This window comes from Nocardia sp. CDC160 (assembly GCF_035818795.1).
Classification (GTDB): Bacteria; Actinomycetota; Actinomycetes; order Mycobacteriales; family Mycobacteriaceae; genus Nocardia.
The window spans coordinates 1365980-1385855 of record NZ_JAYKYT010000002.1; the positions used below are offsets into that span (position 1 = coordinate 1365980).

The following is a 19876-nucleotide window of genomic DNA, read 5'->3' on the forward strand; positions in this document are numbered from 1 at the left end:
TCCGCGCGAAGGCTTGACAGCAAGAAATGAACCGGGGTTCACTGCTTGAGTGTCCCCCGATTACGAGAACCACTCCGGAACGCGCCCGGCGGCCTGGCGCGAGGATCTGACCGGCGGTGACGACTCGCTGTTCGCGGGCCGCCCCGAGCCGGTGAACGAATACACCGGTCGCACGCTGACCTACGAGGTGACCGGGCGCATCGCCCGCATCACCTTCAATCGGCCCGAGCACGGCAATGCGATCACCGCGGACACTCCCATCGAGCTGGCCGCCGCGGTCGAGCGGGCGGATCTGGATCCGCGCGTGCACGTGATCGTGGTGAGCGGGCGTGGGAAGGGGTTCTGCGGCGGATACGACCTGTCGATCTTCGCCGAGAACGGCTTCGCTCCCGCCGAGGGCGCCCAGCCGACGGAGGGCACCGTGCTCGATCCGGTGGTGCAGGCGCGCAATCACAATCCCTGGGGCACTTGGGATCCCATGGTCGACTACGCCATGATGTCGCGCTTCAACCGCGGGTTCGCCAGCCTGCTGCACGCCAACAAGCCGACCGTCGCCAAGGTGCACGGGTTCGCCATCGCGGGCGGCACCGATATCGCGCTGTTCGCCGACCAGATCATCTGCGCCGACGACGCCCGCTTCGGCTACCCGCCCACCCGCACCTGGGGCATTCCCGCCGCGGGCATGTGGGCGCACCGGGTCGGCGACCAGCGCGCCAAACGCATGCTCTTCACCGGTGACAGCCTCACCGGCAAGCAGGCGCTGGAGTGGGGCCTGGCCATCGAGGCCCCGCCCGCCGACGAGCTCGACGCCCGCACCGAGGAACTGCTGGAACGCATTTCCCGGGTGCCGATCAACCAGCTGATCATGGCCAAACTGGCCCTCAACAGCGCCCTGCTCAACCAGGGCGTGCTCAACTCCGGCATGATCAGCACCGTCTTCGACGGCATCTCCCGCCACACCCGCGAGGGCTACGCCTTCCAATTGCGCTCCGCCACCGCCGGTTTCCGCGAAGCCGTCCGCGAACGCGACGAGCCCTTCGGCGACTGGAAACGCGCGCAGTTCGAGCGGGAAAAGGACTGAGCCTCAGCCGATGCCTTCGATATCGGTGCGTTCGACCTCGGCGACGACACGGTCGGCGAGGGAGCGCAGGGCCGCGGATTCGGTGGGGGTCATGTCGTCGATGAAGAGACGGCGGACCAGTTCGACGTGATTGGGGGCGGCGGCCTCGAGGGCGTGGCGGCCCGCGTCGGTGAGGCGGACCTCGCGGCCGCGGGCGTCGTCGGCGGCCTGACAGCGGTCGACCAGGCCGCGGGTGGCCATGCGGGACAGATGCTTGGACAGGCGGCTCTTGTCCCAGCAGATCTCGGCCCCGAGTTCCTTGGCGCGGAGTTGGCCACCGGCGGCGGAGAGGGCGACCAGGACCTCGTAGTCGGAGAAGGACAGGCCGTCCTGGGCGAGACCGGCGGAGATCGCGGAGTCCAACCGCTGCCGCATGCGGATGTAGGACTGCCAGGTCGTCTGTTCCTCGTCGGTCAGCCAGCGCGTCATGGGCTCCATACTATCGACGGATAGTTGACACGGACACCATAAGGATCCACAGGAACCTCCCGGCTCTTCGACGCGGGCCGCTAACGGCGTGCTGACGTACAGTACAAGCCGTTCGATTTGCGTAGTTCTGGCGGAAATCGTCAATGCGAGAGCGGCTTTCCGGGCAGGACGAATGAGACATATTCCGGCAGAAGAGGTTCCGGGCGTTCGGGGCAAATCCCCTAATTCACCTGGAGGGATAGCTCATCCGGTTGACAATGCAACGTTGCGCCAGAACACTCGACGCCGAGCCCGGACCGGTCACCGCGCCGCAATCGCCTGCGGCGGCGGTGGCAATCCGCGCCGAACCGGGCCAGTTACCACCCTATTGCGCCGACATTGAGGAATACATGAACGTTCGACGGCTTCTCGTCACCGCCAGCGTCGCGGGCCTGACGACCATCGCAGCCCCGACCGCCGTCGCCCTTGCCGACGTCCCCACCGGGTCCTCGGGCACCGGCTCGTCCGCCATCGACACCGGTTCCGCCGCCACCGGTTCCGCGGGTCTGACCCAGACCGGCTCCGCGGGCGGTCCGGTCTACCAGAACTGCGACCAGGCCCGCGCCGCGGGCGTGGCTCCGCTCTTCCGCGGCCAGCCCGGCTACAGCCCCCACTTGGATCCCGACGGCACCGGCATGGCTTGCCCCACGGTCTGATTCGCCGCTGACGCGCCGAAGCAGTAACCCCGAGAGTTGAAACAACTCTCGTAACTCTCAGGGGTAAACCCCTGAAACCCCAATCGGGAAGGGTTGCGACTCTCGAACTCTCAGAGGAGCCCCGAACAAGTAGAGCGGCCCCGGTCCAATCGGACCGGGGCCGCTCTCTTTGCGTCAGTCGGCATTCGCTAGCGGCGGAAGATCTTCACCACGATGAGGGTGGCGAGGAGGGCGCCTGCGCCGATGAGGCTGTACTTGATCTTGGGCTCGTTGAGCTTGGCCATGACGGACTGTTTGGCGTTGTCGGCCAGGCGCTGGGGGTCGGTGCGGACCGCGAGTTCGTCGAGGGTGCTTGCGAGCCGGTTGCGTGCCGCCTCGATCTCGCGCTCGATCGCCTCGGTGTCTCTCGCCACGTCACACTCCTGTCTGGATAGCCGCGCTGGGCAGGCGGCGCTGTCGTCTCGGGGTCGGTCGCGCAGGCGCCTGCGCATCGGGGCGACGCGGAGGCGGGCGAGCCGACCTGCTCAGGAGTGTATCGCCAACACCGCCTCGAGCCCGTCGACTAGCGTGGCGGCATGACCGAGAATCACCGACTCAGTCCCGGCGACACCGCGCCCGCCTTCACCCTGCCCGACGCCGACGGCAAGGACGTCTCCCTGTCGGACTACCGCGGCCGCAAAGTGATCGTCTACTTCTACCCGGCCGCCAGCACCCCCGGCTGCACCAAGCAGGCCTGCGACTTCCGCGACAACCTGGCCGAACTCGAGGGCGCGGGCATCGAGGTGGTCGGCATCTCCCCCGACAAGCCCGCCAAGCTCGCCAAGTTCCGCGACACCGAGAAGCTCACCTTCCCGCTGCTGTCCGACCCGGACAAGGAAGTACTGAGCGCCTACGGTGCGTTCGGCGAAAAGATGATGTACGGCAAGAAGGTCACCGGCGTCATCCGCTCCACCTTCCTCGTCGACGAGAACGGCAAGATCGAAGTGGCCCAATACAACGTCAAGGCCACCGGCCACGTCGCCAAACTCCGCCGCGACCTCTCGGTCTGAACTGCCGTCAATGCAGTCTGAACTTCCGTCAATGCAGTGAGCCCCGGCCGGATTCGGCTGGGGCTCATGCGAGAAATGTCGGGAGCGACCGCTAGACCTTGGGCATCATTTGCGCGGCCCACTGGAGCATCATGCGCCAGTGGTTGTCCCACCAGGTGGAGAATTCCTGGGTGCCTAATGGGGGTGGGGCGAGTTCGCCGGGGAACAGGCCGGATTCGGTCGGAGCCCCGACCGCGTGGGTGGGGGCCGGGATGATGGAGTCCGAGTTGGAGTTGACCTCCGGCTCGGGGGCGGCCTTGATCAAGGGCTTGGGGTGGGTGCCGAACTTCGTACCGTCCGAGTGCGGGCCCCAATTGAGGGTGGCCGGGTCGATGGTCACCAGATCACTCGGCTGCAGCTCGGGCGTGGGCTGATCGGGGTTGGGGGTGGCCGCGTCGGTCGGGGTGACCATGCCGGGTGTGCCGTCCATCGGCGCACCGGCCGAGCCGGAATCCGGCGGGGGCGCGGCCTGATCACCGACCGGATGCGCGCCCCCGGTGTGCGCGTCGGCCGAGACCCGGGAGTCGATGAGCATGGGCTGCGGCACCTTCTTGGAATCACTGCCCGCGGCGTAGACGCCACCGGCCACCAATCCGCCCGCCAGCACGCTGGCCGCCGCGAACAGCGCCGCGGTGCCGCGCGCCCGGCGAATGCGCTCGGCCGCCTCGCCCGCGAACTCGGCCTCGGGCAATGCCGCCAGGGCCGCACCGATCGCGGGCGCGATGGCCGCCACCCCGCACGGGATGACCGGCGCCCCGAAGCCCGACTCCAGCGCCGCCACCACCGCGGGTTCGGTTGCGGCCGAACCGATGAGCACCACCGCGTCCGGCTTCACCCCGGCCGCGTCGAACTGGTCCCAGGCGGCGGTGACCGCGGCCCGCATGGTCTCCTCGGTGGCCGCGCCGCCGCTCAGCGTCACCGCGGCGAGCACCCGGCTCCGGTCCGGCGAGATGAGCGAGAAGGCCTGGAAGCCCGGCACCACCTCGCAGATGGCCAGATCCTCGAACTCGTCCACCCAGGTGATGGCCCGCGCGACCGCGAGGTGCGCGGACTTGGCCGACACCAGCGAGGCGTCGTGCCAGGGCCCGGAGGCCAGCTTGGTGACAATGGCCCGGCGCTCGGCGGCATCGCGGTAGGCGACGGCCGCGCCGAGGATCTCGCGATCGGCGCCGATCTTGTCGGCGATGTCCTCCATCACCAACTCCACCGCGACGGCCAAGTCCGCCTTCGCATCCCCGCCGATCTCGACGACACGCTCGAGCACCACGCGCTCGTGCAGTTTGTCGCCGTCATCGGCCAACGCCACGGCGCGCACGGTGCCGCGCTCGGTGGAGACGCCGATGGTTACCGCGGAACGAGCAGACAGAGAAGCAACCACAATCAGCCTTCCAACGTCGTCATGCCGACAATGTTTTCGAATCCCGGATTTCGATACGCACCCAGCGGAGTCCCGCCCAGCGGATAGCCCGCAGCTGAGACGCAGCTGCGATGGGTCTTCGACGCCGAAGGCGGCTCGGATGGGTAGGACGCGGTGACACACGAAGTACCGCAGCGTGTCATGCGCGTGTCGCTACCCGTAGGCTGTTGAACGTGGAAGCACGCACGGGAACCAGGTCGACGCGACGACCGGACCCTGCGTTGGAGCTGCAGGACGATCCACAGGAGCTGATGCCCCGTCGCCGCCCGACGCAGGAACGATCAAAACGCAAGTTCGACGCCCTGTTGCAGGCCTCCCGGGAATTACTCGTCGAGGTCGGGTTCGAATCGTTCACCTGTGAAGAGGTCGCGGCCCGCGCCGAGGTGCCGATCGGCACGCTGTATCAGTTCTTCGCCAACAAATACGTCATCGTCTGCGAGCTGAATCGTCAAGACCTGGTGGCGGTTTCGCAGGAGCTGTCGGACTTCCACGGCGAGATCCCGTCCATGGACTGGCTGCGGCACATGACGCAGCTGGTCGATCACCTGGCGGATCTGTGGATGACCGACCCGTCGCGGCGCGAGGTGTGGCTGGCCATGCAGTCCACGCCGTCCACCCGCGCGACCGGCGCGATCCACGAGAAGGAGTTCGCCGAGGCGGTGTCGCAGATGCTGCGCCCGCTCATGCCGCGCACCCCCCGCGGTCGGCGCTCGATGATGGCGCAGGTGCTGGTGCACGTCGTGTACTCGATGCTGAACTTCTCGGTGCAGGACGGGCTGGCCCATGAGGACGCCGTCGCCGAGCTCAAGCGCCTCATGGTGGCGTATCTGCTGATCGCGGAGAAGGAATCGCGATCGGGCGGACAGCGCACGACCTTCGATCCGGATTAGTCGCGGATCAGGCCGGACTAGTCGCGAATCAGGTCCGCCAGTTCGCCCGGATCCTCCAAGACGACCATGGCGGCCGCGGTGTCCCCATCGTGGGTGAGCGACAGGTGAACTCGCACCCGGGGCAGGAATTCCGCTGCCAGCCCGTGCAATTTGATGCTGGGCCGCCCCCAGGCGTCGTTCACCACCTCGATGAGCGGGTACGGGTTGTCCCCGATCTGCGGGCTGCGGGCGAAGCGAGAGCTGGCCCACGCCTTGATGACCGCCTCCTTGGCCGCCCAGCGGGTGGCGTAGCTGCGGGCCGGATCGGTGCCCCTGCTCTGGCAGTAGCGCCGTTCCCCGGCGGTGAAACTCTCCCGGAGCATGGTGGTTCCGGTGCGTTCCATTTGTTCGGCGAACTCGGAGATGGTGACCAAGTCCAGGCCGATACCCAGGATCGTCACAGTGCGGGACTCCTAGATTTCTCGTGAGGTGCAGTCGAATTGGCTGCGAACATACCAGCGGACCTACGGCACCGTAGCCCGCGCACATGGAACGGCGGGCTCGCGTCGAGTAACGCGAGCCCGCCGTATCAGACCTGCCAGGGGCTATTTACTGGCAGGCCGGTCCTTGGGGAACGGCCACGTAGACCGCATCGGCACCGAGCCGCGCCTGCTGGGACAACAGCACATCGGCTTCCAGCTGACGAGACTTCTTGGCCGGGGTGCCATCTCCGCCGAGGCGGCGGTCGGCGGGCCGCTCGTAGAGCGGGGCCCCGCCGCACATGGCCTCGACGAAGCGCTGACGGCCCGCGAGCTGACGCTCTTCGGCCTTGCGCCGGTACGTTTCTCGCGCCTCGGCGTCGGCGATGGCCTCGATGAACGCCTGCGGGTGCACGATGGCGACCAGGCCGGACACGTGCCCGAAGCCGAGCGAGGTGACCAGACCGGCCTTGAGCGGGAAGCGATCTCCCACTTCCAGCGCCTCGCGCAGCCACACCAGGTGCGGGTATTGGGCCATCTTCTCGTCCACGCAGTCCAGGCTGCGGTTGGGCGGGATGACGCCCTGCTCGAGTACCTGGCACAGGCCGATCATCTGGAACGCCGCCGCGCCGCCCTTCGCGTGACCGGTGAGGGTCTTCTGCGAAATCACGAACAGCGGAGCGCCTTCCGAGCGACCCAGCGAGGTGGCCAGCCGCTCGTGCAGCTCGGACTCGTTGGGATCGTTGGCGGCCGTGGAGGTGTCGTGCTTGGACACCACCGCGATCTCGTCCGCGCTCACACCCAGCTTGCGGAGTTCCTTGGCCAGCTTGGACTCCGGCCCGCCGCGACCGGCACCCAGGGCACCGAGGCCCGGAGCCGGAATCGAGGTGTGCACGCCGTCGGCGAAGGACTGCGCGTAGGCCACGACGCCCAGCACCGGCAGACCCATTTCCAGGGCGACCGAGCCGCGGGCCAGCAAGACCGTTCCGCCGCCCTGCGATTCGACGAAGCCGCCGCGGCGACGGTCGTTGGCGCGGGAGAAGTAGCGGTCGCTGATGCCCTTGGCGGACATGGCCGCCGAGTCGGCGGTGGCCGACATGTCACCGAAGCCCACGATGCCCTCGATGCCGAGATCGTCGTAGCCACCGGCGACCACCAGGTCGGCCTTGCCCAGCTTGATCTTGTCCACGCCCTCCTCGACGGAGACCGCCGCGGTCGCGCAGGCGGCGACCGGGTGGATCATGCCGCCGTAGGAGCCGACGTAGCTCTGCACCACGTGCGCCAGGGCGACGTTGGGCAGGGCCTCCTGCAGGATGTCGTTGGCGTGCGGCTCACCGAGCAGGTTGTCGATGTAGAGCGAGCGCATCGACGACATGCCGCCCATGCCGGTGCCCTGGGTGTTGGCGACCATGGCCGGGTGCACCCAGCTCATGAGCTCCGCGGGGCTGAAGCCCGAGCTCAGGAACGCGTCCACGGTGCAGACGATGTTCCACAGCGCCACCCGGTCGATGGAGCTGGCCATATCGGCGGAGATGCCCCACTTGGTGGGATCCCAGCCGGTGGGGATCTGACCGCCGACGGTGCGCGAGAGCTTGGCCTTGCGCGGCACGCGAATCTCGGTGCCCGCCTTGCGGGTCACCTGCCAATCGCCGGTGCCGTCGACCGGGGTGACGAGCGTCTGCTCCGGGTTGGCGGCGTAGAAGGCGCGCGCCTCGGCCTCGCTGTTGACCACGAAGGTGAGGTCCTTGTCCAGGAACACCGAGGTCAAAAGCGGTGCGGCATTGTCGATCATGGCGCCGTCGTCGCCGTAGCGGCGCACGCCGCACCGCTGCACCACGGTGTCGTGGTAGCGGTCCGCGATCTCGGATTCGTCGACGTACTCACCGGATTCGACGTCGTACCAGCCCGGCTTGGGATCGTTCTCCCAGGTGACCAGGCCGGTGGTCCAGGCCAGCTCCAGCACGCCCGCGGCGGAGAGCTGATCGGAGACCTCCATCTCGAAGCGGGTGCGCGCCGAACCGTAGGGGCCGAGCTCGCCCGCGCCGACGATGACGACCATGTCGTCGAGATCGGCTGTCACCGCGCCCCATTCGGGGGTCGGCAGCTTGGAGCTCAGGGTCGGCGGGGCGGGCAGCGCCGAGATGGTCGCGGCGTCCGTGCCCTCCGACTCCTCGGCCGCCTTGGCCTCGGCCTGCTCGCGCGCCTCGCGGGCGAGTTCGGGCAGATCCAGCTTGGCCCCGGCGAGACCGCCGGTCAGGTCGATCTGCTGCGGTCCGGCCGCGGTCACCACGCGGGCCCGCGAGCTGCACCACTTGAGCAGTTCGTCCGCCATCTGCAGCGTGGACCAGGTGTGCACGCCCGCCTTCTCGACGGCCTCGACCAGCGGGTCGTTGCCGCCCATGAGGCCGGTGCCGCGCACCCAGCCGATCAGCGCGTGCACCAGGGTGACCCGCTCGGCCCAGGACTTCTCCGCGCGCCACTTGGCGACGATGGCGTCCAGGGCGGCCTTGGACTCTCCGTAGGCGCCGTCACCGCCGAACATGCCGCGGTTGGGCGAACCCGGGAGCACCACATGCAGTTTCGCGTCCACATCGTGGTCGGCGCCCAGCTTGGACAGTCCGCCGATGAGGCGCTCCACCGACCACAGCAGCACGCGCATTTCCATTTCGGCGCGGGCACCGGCGTCGGCCAGGTCACCGGCCACGCGGGGCGCGGCGAAGGGCAGCAGCAGCGTCGGGGTCATCGCATCCTTGACGAGCACCTTCGCGCCACCGGCATTGTCGACCTGCTCGGTGCCGACCCACTCGATGAGCGCGTCGATATCGGTGTAGGAGGCCATGTTCGCCGGAACCACCCACAGGGCGGCACCGTGGCGGGCGTTGTCGCGGTAGAGCTGCTTGTAGAAGCCCAGGCGCTCGTCGTCCAGCTTGGAGGTGGTGACCACGACGGTGGCACCGCCCGCGAGCAGTCGACCGGTGGCCGCCGCCGCGATGGAACCCTTACTGGCGCCGGTGATCACGGCGATGTCGGAGGACCAGGCACCGGCCTCGGTGGTGGACACGGCGGCCTCGGCGATCGCGCCGTAGACACCGGCCAGCACCGAGCGGGCCTCCTTCATGGCCCGGTTGCGCCACCAGGTGGCCTGGGCCGCAACGGCTTCCCCGGCACCGTAGTAGCCGTCCACCTCGGGCTCGGCGGGGAGGGAGCCGTCGTTGCCGAACCACAGGCGGGCCAGATCCTCACGGGCACTTGCCCACCGGTCGTCGATGAGCACGGCCTTCTTGGCGTCGAAGGCGGGCGCGACCAAACGCGGCCAGTCCGAACCCAATTCGGCCGACACCAGATCCACCAGGGTGTCGGTGGTGGCCTCCGGCGCGGACGCCTGCTCGACGTGGCCGAGCGACTCCAGGATCACCCGGGCCGCCTGGGCGAGCACGCCGTCGCGGCCGGTGATCTGCTCGGTGAACTCACCCAGCGCGGCCGCGTCGACGGTCCCGCCACCGGCACCGCCGCCCGCCGACGGCATGGAGACCGCGACACCGCGACGCGCGGCCACCGACTGCACGGCGGCGTCGATGGCGGCGTCCACGGACGCGGCATCCGAAAGTCCGCCCGAGACAAGGCCGCCCAGATCGCCACCGCGGACCGACTGGCCCTCGCGGGTGCCGAGGGAGACCTCGGCGGTGACGTGGCTGGCCCAGCCGTCGCCCAGACCCCAGACCTTCTTCACGCGCTCGCCGATGGCGGCGGGGCGCTTGCCGGAGGGGCCGAAGACCTTGCGCAGGTGATCGCCGATGGAGTCGGACAGCACCGAGCCGAACGGCTTGTAGGTGCGGGCCAGGCGGTCGACGGTGGCCGACAGCGCGCCCATGTCCGCGTCCGCGGCACCGTCGATGGCACCGAGCGAGAGCTCCGCGCCGAGGTCGACGAGCAGCTGGTTGCGGCGCGAGGACACGCCGTCGCACAGGCCCTCGATGGTGTCCACCGGACCGATCTGGTCCATGCGCAGCTTGGTCCACAGCGCGATGAGCACGCGGGTGGCGTCGGCGGCGGTGAAGGCGATGTCGTCCGGGGTCGGACCACCGGTCGGCACGGCCACGGGGGCCGGGGCGGCGGCGGCCGGAGCCGGTGCGGCAGCGGCGGTCTCGGCGGCGGGGGCCTCCTCGACCTCCTCCACCGGAGCCGGATCGGTGTCGGTCGAGTAGACGATGCCGCGCTCGCGCTCGATATTGAGCACCTCGACGACCGCGTTGCCGAACTGCGGCAGCTTCAGCGTGTTCGCGGCCAGGTTCGCCACGGTCGGCGTTGCGGCCAAACCGATTTCGACGAACCGCTCGACGCCCACGCCACCGTGCTCGACATCGGTGAACAGCAGGTCCTGGGTCTCGATCCAGCGCACCGGGCTGGCGAACTGCCAGGCCAGCAGCTCGACCAGCACCACGCGGCACAGCTCGACCTGGTTGGCGGAGCGCTCCTCCCAGTTCGCCAGCACCTCCGCCAGCGGCTCGGACGGCACCAGATCCGCGATCTCCTGGATGAATTCGCGCTCCAGGTTGAACGGCTTGGGCACCAGGTTCGGGATGTAGCGGCCGATGAGCAGCTCGGGCTTGAGGTCCTGCGGCAGCAGATCCAGCAGCTTGGCCCGGAACTCGGGCACACCGGCGCGCAGCACGGTGGAGTGGAACGGCACGTCGATGCCCGGGATGAGCACGAACGCGCGCTTGCCGCCGGTCTCGGCGCGCAGCCGCTCGATCTCGGCTTCCAGTGCCTCGCAACCCTTCACGGTGCCCGCGATGGCGTACTGCGAGCCGCGCAGGTTGAGGTTGACGACCTCGAGGAACTCCCCGGCCCGCTCGCCGATGCCCTTGACCCAGTCGATGACCTCGTCGTCGGCAATGCCGATCTGCGAGGGCCGGATCGCGCACATGCGGTAGTCGCTGCGGCCCTGGGCATCCCGGGGCACCAGCTCGTGCATGGCCGAACCGCGCTGGAACACGACCTCCAGCACCGCGTTCAGCGGCAGCACGCCCGCGGCGGCGGCCAGCGCGTTGTACTCACCGACGGAATGCCCTGCGAGCATTGCCCCTTCGATGAAGGCACCGGCCTCGCGCAGCTCCGCGACCTGGGCCACGCCGAGGGTGGCCATGGCCACCTGGGTGAACTGGGTCAGGTGCAGCACGCCCTGCGGGTGGCGGTATTCCACGCCGCGCGCCTTGAGGTAGGTCGGGTTGTCGCGCACCACGGCCAGGATCGAGAAGCCCAGCGCCTCGCGGGTGTGCTTGTCGGCGGCGTCCCAGATCTCCTTGGCGGCCTTGGAGCGAGTGCGTGCCTCCAGCCCCATCCCCTTGGCCTGAATGCCCTGTCCCGGGAAGGCGTAGACGGTCTTCGGCGGCGCGATGCGGCCGGTGGCGGTCATCACCAGGTTGCCGTCGATCCGGCAGGAGACCTCGACGATCTCCGAACCGTGGTCCACCGCAACGCGTTCCACGCGCACGTCGACCGCGGAACCCAGCCGGACCATGCCCAGGAAGCGGGTGGTCCAGGCGGTGATGGTGCGCGGGGGCACCTTGTCATTGCTGTCGATGGCCGAGACGGCGTGCTGCGCGGCGGCCGAGAGCCACATGCCGTGCACGATCGGGGAACCCAGACCGGCCAGCTTGGCGGCGTTCTCGGAGGTGTGGATCGGGTTGAAGTCACCCGAGACCTGCGCGAAGGCGCCCATGGCGCGCGGGGCGACCAGGGCCACGTCGCGGCGACGGCGACGCGGGGTGTCGGTGGCCTCGGCCGAGAGCGAACCGGCCGCGCGCGGCGGGTCGGCCAGCTCGGCGGAGCCGGTGCGACCGCGAATGGCGAAGCGCTCGGTCAGGGTGGCGACGGTCGGCATGGACATGCCGGTCTCGGGCTTGTCGAGCATGCCCGAGATGCGCACCCGCACCTCGACGACCCGGCCCAGATCGGTGTCGAGGGTCTCGACCGATTCGGCGCGGACCGCGAGAACTGCTGCGGTGGCGGGCAATTCACCGTTCAGCTCGATCTGGTGATCGAGGTGCACCAGGTCGAGCATGCCCTCGATGACGCTCTGCCCGGCGGCGGTGCGGGTCGCGCCGAGGACGGCGAACACGGCGGGCCAGCAGGCGCCGACCAGCACGTCGGGCACGGTGCGGCCGATGGTGCTCAGCGAGTCCGGCAGACCGGATCCGGTGACACCGGCGTGGTCGGCGATCAGGTCCGGGCTCCAGGCCACATTGACGCGGGCGACCTTGACACCGTCGACGTCCTTGACCTCGGGCAGCGCCTGCCCGGCCGCGACGGACAGCAGCGCCGACATGGCGGCCTCGGCGTCGTCCTCCGTAATGACCGGCGCGCCACCGTTGTACACGGAGGACGGGACGGTGATGCGGATCTTGACGGCGTCCTTGCCGAGCAGCGGCACGGCCAATTCTACATAGGCGGAATCGGTTTCGGGTCCTTCGGTGGCGGACAGGGTGGCACCGGTGCGCGGGTGCTTGGCGCCCTTGCCGTTCATCTCCCACTCGTCCAGGTTGCCCAGGCGGTGAATGGGGTTGACGGTGGTGCGTCCGGCCCACTGCACATCCGGTGCGGCCAGCACGATGTCGAGCAGGCCGTTGGCGACCTCGGCGCGGCGGCGGCCGTCCACGGCGGCCGGGACGACACCCGCGCGCACCAGGGCGAAGGCGGTGTTCTGCTCGAAGCGGTCCAGGAGCTCACCGACCGGCTCGTCCACGCGGGTGATGCCCGCGACGGCGACGGTGCCGGGGATGATGCACACCTGGTCGGCGCTGTAGCGCGGATCGTGGGCCTGCCACAGGGAATCCGAACGCCACCAGCGGCGTACGTCCTGGTCGACGACCGGGACGAAGTTGACCGGCTTGCCGGGGGTCTTGCACAGGCTCACGAAGAACGGGACGTCGGCCGGGTGCAGCACGGTCTCGGCGGCGGCCGGGTACTGCTCCTTCAGGGTGCAAATGGCCTGCACGGGAGCCTCGAAGGCGTCGTCGCTGGCGAAAAGCGTTGCGATCTCGCCCCGGTCGGCCGGGTTCAGGCGGGATTCGGTGCGGCGCACCATTTCCGCGAACCGGTCGCGCCAGGTGATGTCCAGCCACACCGAGCGGGTGGCGTCGGCGATGGCGTCGGAGAAGTCGGCGCCGCAGTCGAAGTCCTTGCGGCGGTCCAGGCCGACCGCGAGCTCGACGTAGCGCTCCAGCCACTCCAGGTAGGTCATGGTGGCGACGTCGCCGAAGTAGGGCTTGGCGGTGACGTTGAGCGCCTCGATGATCTCCGCGCGGCGCGCGGCCACGGCCTCGGCGTCACCGGCGACCTCGTCCAGCAGGCGGCCGGTACGCGAGGCGGCATTGTCGATCTCGTGAATGTCCGCGCCCAATTGCGAACGGCCGGAAGCCATTCCGCCCGACGCGGTGCCCGCGCCGACCCAATCGGGGGTGCCGGGGGTGTCGACCAGCAGCTGCTTGACCTCGGGGGCCGTGGTGGCCTCGAGGGTCGCCATGGCGGCGGTGCCGACCAGCACGCCATCCAGGGGCATGGCCGGATAGCCGTGCTGGGTGGACCATTCGCCGGTCAGGTATTCGGTGGCGCGCTCGGGCGTGCCGATGCCGCCGCCGACGCAGACGATCACATTGTCGCGGCCGCGCAGCTCGGCGTAGGTCTCGAGCAGCAGGTCGTCGAGGTCTTCCCAGGAGTGGTGGCCACCGGCCTTGCCGCCCTCGATATGCATGATGACCGGGTAGCCGGGCACCGAGTCGGCAATGCGCAGCACGGCGCGGATCTGGGCCACGGTGCCGGGCTTGAACGCCACGTGGGTGATGCCGACCTCGGTCAGCTCCTCGATGAGGGCAACGGCCTCTTCGAGTTCGGGGATACCGGCGGTGACGATGACGCCGTCCAGCGGGGCACCGGCGGTGCGGGCCTTCTGCACGAGGCGCTTGCCGCCCAGCTGCAGCTTCCACAGGTACGGGTCCAGGAACAGCGAGTTGAACTGCACCGCGCGACCGGGCTGCAGCAGGCTCTTCAGCTCCTCGACGCGGTCGGCGAAGATCTGCTCGGTGACCTGACCGCCACCGGCCAGCTCGGCCCAGTGGCCCGCATTGGCCGCGGCCGCGACGATTTTCGCGTCGACCGTGGTGGGGGTCATGCCCGCCAGCAGGATCGGGGAGCGACCGGTGAGCTTGGTGAACGCCGTCTCGACCACGATGCGGCCATTGGGCAGGCGAATCGGCTTGGGCGCGAACTCACTCCACGCCGGGGCCACCTCGGGGGCCGCGCCGGGGGTGAACAGGCTGCGCTGGCCCGGGCGGGTGGAGGCGGCGAGCACGCCGACGCCGGTGCCCTTGAGCGTGCCGGAGGTGAGGCGGGACAGCAGATCACCGGGACCGAGGTCCAGAATCCACTGCGCGCCTTCGGCGACGGTGTTGTCGACGATGGAGACCCAGTCGATCGGATCGACCAGTACCTCCTGGGTGAGGGCGGCGGCCAGCTCGGCGTCCAGGCCGCACTGCTGCGCCCAGCCCTTGACCAGCTCCACGGTCTCGGCCAGCGCCGGGTGGTGGAAGGCCACCTCGACGGGGATGTCCTCGAAGACCGGGGCGAAGACCGCGCCGCCGCGCTTCTTGGCGTCGCGCTCGCGGGCCTGCTCGGCATTGATCTCGGCGGCGCGCTGGCGCACGCGGTCCAGCTGGGCGACCGGGCCGCTGAGCACCGCGCGGCGGCGGCCGTTGCGAATGGACAGCACGGCGGCCTTCTCGGGGGCGACCCCGGCCATGACCTCGTCGATGACGGCCTGCAGCGCCTCGGGATCGACATTGGAGACGGCGACCATCGGGGACTTCTCCCCCACCGGCAGCAGTCCGCGGCGACGGGCGACCAGTCCGGCGGCGGCACCGATCAATTGGGCCACCGCGAGCAGTTCGGCATCGCGCTGCCCGTGCGCCTCGGCGGCGGTGGCGGCGATGCGGCCCTGCGAGTGGCCGATGACGGCGGCGGGCGCGTGCGCGACGATGTCGAGGCCCTGCAGGCGCAGCGCGCGCAGCGCGGCGACCTGGGTCAGGAACACACCGGGCATCGAGACGGCGGCGGAGCGCAACACCTGCGCTGACGGCGCTCCCGACACCTCCCCCAGCTCCGGATCGGCGATCTCTTCTTCCAGCATCCACGCGATCGGATCGAAACCGACCGGACGGACTACGAGCAGCTGCGACGCGACCGGCTCCAGCTTGGCGGCCGCCTCGTTGACCAGTGCGGTGAGCTCCGGCTCGAGCGCCGAATCGCGCCCGATCTCCTCGAGTTCACTGAGCCACTGCGCCCCCTGTCCACCGAATGCGAGGGCGTACGGCGCGCCTCCCAGCAACCGGTCCAACAGTGACGACCTGACCCCACTCTCCCGTGACTTCCCCGCCGCCCTGGCCTTCGATCCGGTCCCGGTGCTCTCGTTGATCGTCAAGACAATCGACTTCCTTCTCCTGGCGGCCCCCATCAACAGGACTGGGCCGCGCTCACGGTGCGCAGGTATCCCCTCGGCCCGCAGGCCCTGGTAGACGCCGAGGATGGCACAAAATCATGAGGATCTCCTCATGTTTGGTTACCCCCAGGGTCTCTACCGCCCGGTATTTACGTACGTCCGTACCAGAATGCTCCGAAACATGACCCTCCCTCATGTTTGAACCCGCTGGTGAGCTCAGTTACACCCGTGAAGGAAATATGAGGCTCCCTCACATTGAGGTTTATCAAATCGTTATAATCCCAGCTAGGGTTACCGACCAGTACGCCACGCTCCCCCAGTACTTCGCGATCCCCGTTAGACCCGGTAAAGTTTGGACGGTCGTACCGTTAGCGCGAGTGGCGAAATTGGCATACGCGCCAGATTTAGGTTCTGGTGTCCTCGGACGTGCGGGTTCAAGTCCCGCCTCGCGCACAACAAAGATCGAGGGCGCGCCGCGCCGCCCTCGACACCGCAGAAGCTCGACTCCGCCAGCGCTTTTCAGATGCGCGCAACCGGTGGGCAACCGGGATGGGGCGGGGATCACAGAACGAAGGAATGCCGTCCGCGCGCGAGGGCTGCGCCCCCTTCGCGCAGCCCTCGCAGCGGGATCCCGTCCTCCCTGGGGGTGAGGCGGGGGCTGGGAAATCAGATCACGGCGCGATCACGGCGGTAAAGATGGCGAGGGCACGCTGGTCAGAGGTACCTCTGGCCGGTGGTCGATGCGGAATGCGCGCGGGATACCCACTCCAACAGGGGTTTCCGGGGCCTCGGGGCGCAATCTCGTTCGGGCCGTGGTGCTTACCGGAGAGTATTCTGCTGCCGTGAAAGCTGGCTACACCGCGCTGCGGGAGGAGGCCGAGGTCGAGCGGTTATTGGCTCCGAACCTCGCCGACTTCGTTCGAACCCATCGCACGGCTCCGAGATACCCGGATCATCCCCGCGGCCTGAGCCGTCCGGCGCTGGCCGGTCTGTGTGATGTCAGCGCGAGCTATATCGCGCAGATCGAGCAGCGCGAGAAGACCGCGCCCAGTCCCGAGGTGGTGGACGCGATCGCCCGCGCGCTGCGGCTGACGCCCGCCGAGCGGCAGCACATGCACAATCTCGCGGCGCCCAAGACTCCGGGCCCGCGCACGCACACCCCGATGCCGGTCGCCCGCATGCGGGAACTGATCTCCGACGATCTGCGCGCGGCGGGTGACGGGCTGATCCCGCATCTGTCGGGATATGTCGACGAGCGCTGGAACGTGTTGTGGGCCAACGAAGCCTACGACCGCGCGTTTCCCCGCCTGTCGGAGGTGGAGAACATTCTGATCTGGTTCTTCCTCGTCCCGGAGTCGCGCCGGGTGATGATCGAATGGGAGGACGAGGCCCGGCTCACCGTGAATTGGTTCCGGTGGCACATGGGCAGGTACCAGAACCCGCAGTGGGCGCTGGACCTGCTGGATCGGCTCAGCTCGTGTGAGCCCTTCCGGGCGATGTATCTGGCCGAGCGCGTCGACTTCGAACGCCATCAGCCCCTGATGCACCTGCGGGAACCGGTGACCCGCAAGCCCTACAGCGTGCGGGTCCGGATCACCGATGTGCCCAGTGTGGACGCACCGTTTCAGTGGTTCATCGGGATGCGCGAGGCCTTCAGCGGGCCGACGAATTCGCCAGCCGACTGAGGAATCCGCCGATCGCGTCGTTGACCGGCTCGGGGTCGGTCCAGTTGGCGGCGTGGCCGCTGCCGAGGATCGTGGTCACCGGACCGGACCCGGGCAGTCCGGCCGCGAGGGCGGCGGACTTGTCGGCGGTGCTGGAGCCGTCGAATTCACCGCGCAGCACCAGGGCCGGGCAGGTGATCTCGTCCAATCGGTCGAGCAGGGACTCCCGTTCGATCAGGCAGTTGGCGGCCTGGGTAATGGCCGAACGGTCGCTGACCGCCCATTTGGCGCGCCACGGCGCCTGGTCGGCCGCCGTGCCGCCGATCAGCTGCGGCGCCAGGCCGTCGGCCAGATTCGCCAGCGGCACTTCGGGATTCGTCCACGCGTCGAACAGTTGGCGATAGTCGGCCCGCTGCTCCTCGGACGAGTCACCGGCCTCGGTGTCGAGCAGGATCAGCCCCTGCACGCGCTCGGGGGCGAGCAGGGCGGTGCGCAGAATCGTGTAGCCGCCCTGCGACATTCCGCCCAGGATGGCCCGGTCCACGCCCGCCGCGTCCATGACGGCCAACAGGTCGCGTGCCGAATCCCAGTAGGTGAAGGGCCGATTCGGTTCGGCGACGGTGCCGCCGTGCCCGCGGGCGTCCCAGCACAGCACCCGGAAGCCCTTGGCTTCCAGGTATTCCACCTGCGGCGCGAACATCGACAGGTCCATGAAGAATCCATGACTCAACACGACGACCGAGCTGCTGTGACCACCGGAGTCGGTGTAGAAGACGCGAGCCCCATCGGTACTGACGTACGGCATTGCCGTAGCCTAACCGCGCCTTCGGCCCGCTGTCGCGGCCCGGGGCACACTCTGTGCAGAGGTAGGTCCGGCATTATGTCTCGTCGGGTTCGAGCCGATCGTATTCCGGATGGATCCAGTGCGGGTGCTTGGCGGCGAGGTGGTCGTCGATCGCGGCCTCGACCCGCTCGCGCCAGTCCGGGTTGGTGTGGGTGGTGTTCTCGTCGCGGTACCACCGGCAACCCGGGGTGGGGCACAGGAATCGATAGGTGCCGAGATTGTCGATGCGCCCACCCAGGCTCACGGGGCGCTGACGACTCGCACCAGTGTCACGACGACCGCCGATAGCTGAAAGTTCGTCTCCCACTCCAGCACTCAATCACAGCCGGACATGCCATCGACACTTACGAACCGCACGGTTCGTGTGCTGGGCCACGCGCGGAACGCTTTTCAGCCGTCGACTGAGACGCGGACCGGGGGCATGGCTTGGCCGGATCGCTGACGCAACGCCTCGAGTGGGAGGGGAACGCGGCTGGCGGCCAGGACCTGGTTGCCGTTGTAGTCGGCGAAGACATCGCCGTCGAGCAGGACCCGGTGGGGGAAGATCGCGCGGATGGCGTCCAGGTTGTGGCGGGTGCCGACCAGATTCAGCAGGTAGACGCCCTCGGGGCGGAGCACGCGGGCGACCTCGGTGGTGAAGGCGGCCCCGGTGATGCCGCGGGCCAGGCGGAGGCCCTCGTAGGCGTCGGCGATCACCAGGTCCGCGGAAGCCGGTGGGAGCGTGTCGATTTCGGTGAGGCCGTCGGCGAGGCGCAGTTCGAGGCCCGGTATGGAGCGCAAACCCAGGCGCTCGTCCACGAATTCGGCCAGGGCCTCGTCGGCCTCGATGACCAGGTGGCGGGAGCCGGGTCGCACGGCGGCGAGGTAGCGCGGGAAGGTGGCTCCGCCCGCGCCGATGTGCACCACGTCCAGCGGGGCGGTGGACGGTTCCAGGGCGTCGACCACATAGCCGAGGTAGCGGACGTATTCGAGTTCGAGAAAGGTCGGATCGTCCAGGTCGACGTAGGACTGGGCGATGCCATTGACGGTCAGCAGCCAACCGCCCGGCCGTTCGGCGTCGGCCCGCAACTCGGCGGTGCCGAACCGCACGGTGCGGCTCGCGGGTGCCTCCAGCCAGTTACTCATCGGTACATGATGGCAGGGCCGCGACCCGACTGATTGGGCGACCGATTCAGCTCGCCGGGTCGATGGCTAGCGTGAGTGGGTTACGCCGACGCACCCCAGCGGTGCGAGATCCTCGGAGAGGGACCGTGAATACCCCCGACGCCCACGCCACCGCGACCGTCTTCCAGTCGTCGAAGCCGCGCACCCTGCTGCACGCACTGGGAGCCTTCCTCTTCGTCCAGTTCGGCGTGAAGCTGTTCGAGACCGGTGAGGCCAGCGCGATGGTGGTGGGTCTGCTCGCGGTCTGCTTCTTCCTGACCTACCTCGCCGTCACCATGCTGCATCTGGTCCGTCGCTCGCCCGAACTGACCATTACCGCCGCGGGCATCACCCACCACAGTCGCGGTTCCCTCGAATGGGCCGAGATCGAGCGTATTCGCTTCCAACAGATCGGCTGGCAGGGCTTCCTCGAGGTCCTGCTGCACGATCCGGACGCTTACCTGAACCGCGGGCCCCTCCTCAAACGGGCACTGGGACAAGCCAACCGGGGCTTCGGCCTGAGCCCCGTGACCATCTCCGCCCATACCGTCCCGGCCTCGCTGCAGGATCTCGCCGAGGCCATGCGCCGCCACCATCCGAACCTCGTCATCGAGTCGTAGCGGCTATCGTCCCGG

General features: G+C 68.9%; 14 protein-coding genes and 1 tRNA gene. 7 read left to right on the plus strand and 8 right to left on the minus strand.

Going from position 1 to position 19876, the window contains the following annotated elements:
* Nucleotides 1-49 precede the first annotated feature (49 nt).
* A complete protein-coding gene (locus tag VMT40_RS13890) occupies nucleotides 50-1081 on the plus strand; it encodes a crotonase/enoyl-CoA hydratase family protein (RefSeq protein WP_326358388.1) in 1032 nt (343 codons plus the stop codon).
* Between the two features lie 3 nt (nucleotides 1082-1084).
* Here VMT40_RS13890 and VMT40_RS13895 read toward each other — a convergent pair whose 3' ends face one another.
* Nucleotides 1085-1549 (minus strand): MarR family winged helix-turn-helix transcriptional regulator, encoded by a 465-nt coding sequence (locus VMT40_RS13895; RefSeq protein ID WP_326358389.1) that lies wholly within the window; start codon nucleotides 1547-1549, stop codon nucleotides 1085-1087.
* Nucleotides 1550-1938: 389 nt separating this feature from the next.
* Between VMT40_RS13895 and VMT40_RS13900 the strand changes: the two genes are divergently transcribed.
* Nucleotides 1939-2244 (plus strand): excalibur calcium-binding domain-containing protein, encoded by a 306-nt coding sequence (locus tag VMT40_RS13900; RefSeq protein WP_326358390.1) that lies wholly within the window; start codon nucleotides 1939-1941, stop codon nucleotides 2242-2244.
* A 188-nt stretch (nucleotides 2245-2432) separates the two neighbouring features.
* On the opposite strand, the gene VMT40_RS13905 is transcribed toward VMT40_RS13900, so the two are convergent.
* Complete coding sequence (locus VMT40_RS13905; RefSeq protein ID WP_326358391.1) at nucleotides 2433-2657, minus strand: DUF3618 domain-containing protein; 225 nt, start codon at nucleotides 2655-2657, stop codon at nucleotides 2433-2435.
* Between the two features lie 162 nt (nucleotides 2658-2819).
* On the opposite strand from VMT40_RS13905, the gene bcp reads away from it, so the two are divergent.
* Nucleotides 2820-3293, plus strand: a complete 474-nt coding sequence (gene bcp / locus VMT40_RS13910; protein ID WP_326358392.1) for a thioredoxin-dependent thiol peroxidase — start codon at nucleotides 2820-2822, stop codon at nucleotides 3291-3293.
* Nucleotides 3294-3384: 91 nt separating this feature from the next.
* Here bcp and VMT40_RS13915 read toward each other — a convergent pair whose 3' ends face one another.
* Complete coding sequence (locus VMT40_RS13915) at nucleotides 3385-4710, minus strand: hypothetical protein (protein ID WP_326358393.1); 1326 nt, start codon at nucleotides 4708-4710, stop codon at nucleotides 3385-3387.
* A 290-nt stretch (nucleotides 4711-5000) separates the two neighbouring features.
* Between VMT40_RS13915 and VMT40_RS13920 the strand changes: the two genes are divergently transcribed.
* Entirely contained in the window at nucleotides 5001-5639 is a 639-nt protein-coding gene (locus VMT40_RS13920; protein ID WP_326311905.1) for a TetR/AcrR family transcriptional regulator, read from the plus strand.
* Nucleotides 5640-5656: 17 nt separating this feature from the next.
* Here the strand turns inward: VMT40_RS13920 and acpS are convergent, their stop codons facing one another.
* Both acpS and VMT40_RS13930 read right to left on the minus strand, forming a co-directional pair.
* On the minus strand, nucleotides 5657-6079 hold the full coding sequence (gene acpS, locus VMT40_RS13925; RefSeq protein WP_326358394.1) for a holo-ACP synthase AcpS: 423 nt from the start codon (nucleotides 6077-6079) through the stop codon (nucleotides 5657-5659).
* A gap of 148 nt (nucleotides 6080-6227) precedes the next feature.
* A complete protein-coding gene (locus tag VMT40_RS13930; protein WP_326358395.1) occupies nucleotides 6228-15572 on the minus strand; it encodes a polyketide synthase in 9345 nt (3114 codons plus the stop codon).
* Nucleotides 15573-15961: 389 nt separating this feature from the next.
* Between VMT40_RS13930 and VMT40_RS13935 the strand changes: the two genes are divergently transcribed.
* Both VMT40_RS13935 and VMT40_RS13940 read left to right on the plus strand, forming a co-directional pair.
* Nucleotides 15962-16043: transfer RNA gene (locus tag VMT40_RS13935), tRNA-Leu, on the plus strand.
* Between the two features lie 389 nt (nucleotides 16044-16432).
* Nucleotides 16433-17275, plus strand: a complete 843-nt coding sequence (locus VMT40_RS13940) for an MmyB family transcriptional regulator (RefSeq protein ID WP_326358396.1) — start codon at nucleotides 16433-16435, stop codon at nucleotides 17273-17275.
* Here the strand turns inward: VMT40_RS13940 and VMT40_RS13945 are convergent.
* From VMT40_RS13945 to VMT40_RS13955, 3 genes are all read right to left on the minus strand, one after another.
* Complete coding sequence (locus tag VMT40_RS13945; RefSeq protein WP_326358397.1) at nucleotides 17244-18059, minus strand: alpha/beta fold hydrolase; 816 nt, start codon at nucleotides 18057-18059, stop codon at nucleotides 17244-17246. The two genes, VMT40_RS13940 and VMT40_RS13945, sit on opposite strands and share 32 nt — an antisense overlap.
* A gap of 73 nt (nucleotides 18060-18132) precedes the next feature.
* Nucleotides 18133-18342, minus strand: coding sequence for a hypothetical protein (locus tag VMT40_RS13950; RefSeq protein ID WP_326358398.1), 210 nt, complete (start codon nucleotides 18340-18342; stop codon nucleotides 18133-18135).
* A 146-nt stretch (nucleotides 18343-18488) separates the two neighbouring features.
* Nucleotides 18489-19223 (minus strand): spermidine synthase, encoded by a 735-nt coding sequence (locus VMT40_RS13955; protein ID WP_326358399.1) that lies wholly within the window; start codon nucleotides 19221-19223, stop codon nucleotides 18489-18491.
* A gap of 125 nt (nucleotides 19224-19348) precedes the next feature.
* Between VMT40_RS13955 and VMT40_RS13960 the strand changes: the two genes are divergently transcribed.
* Nucleotides 19349-19861 carry an STM3941 family protein gene (locus VMT40_RS13960; RefSeq protein ID WP_326358400.1) on the plus strand — a complete coding sequence of 171 codons (513 nt, stop codon included), beginning with the start codon at nucleotides 19349-19351 and terminating at the stop codon, nucleotides 19859-19861.
* The last annotated feature ends 15 nt before the right edge of the window (nucleotides 19862-19876 follow it).

Excerpts from the sequence above, each read along its gene's own strand:
- VMT40_RS13900 (WP_326358390.1), top strand. The coding sequence starts at position 1,939 with ATGAACGTTCGACGGCTTCTCGTCACCGCCAGCGTCGCGGGCCTGACG.
- bcp (WP_326358392.1), top strand. The coding sequence starts at position 2,820 with ATGACCGAGAATCACCGACTCAGTCCCGGCGACACCGCGCCCGCCTTC.
- VMT40_RS13955 (WP_326358399.1), bottom strand. The coding sequence starts at position 19,223 with ATGAGTAACTGGCTGGAGGCACCCGCGAGCCGCACCGTGCGGTTCGGC.
- VMT40_RS13895 (WP_326358389.1), bottom strand. The coding sequence starts at position 1,549 with ATGACGCGCTGGCTGACCGACGAGGAACAGACGACCTGGCAGTCCTAC.
- VMT40_RS13945 (WP_326358397.1), bottom strand. The coding sequence starts at position 18,059 with ATGCCGTACGTCAGTACCGATGGGGCTCGCGTCTTCTACACCGACTCC.
- VMT40_RS13920 (WP_326311905.1), top strand. The coding sequence starts at position 5,001 with ATGCCCCGTCGCCGCCCGACGCAGGAACGATCAAAACGCAAGTTCGAC.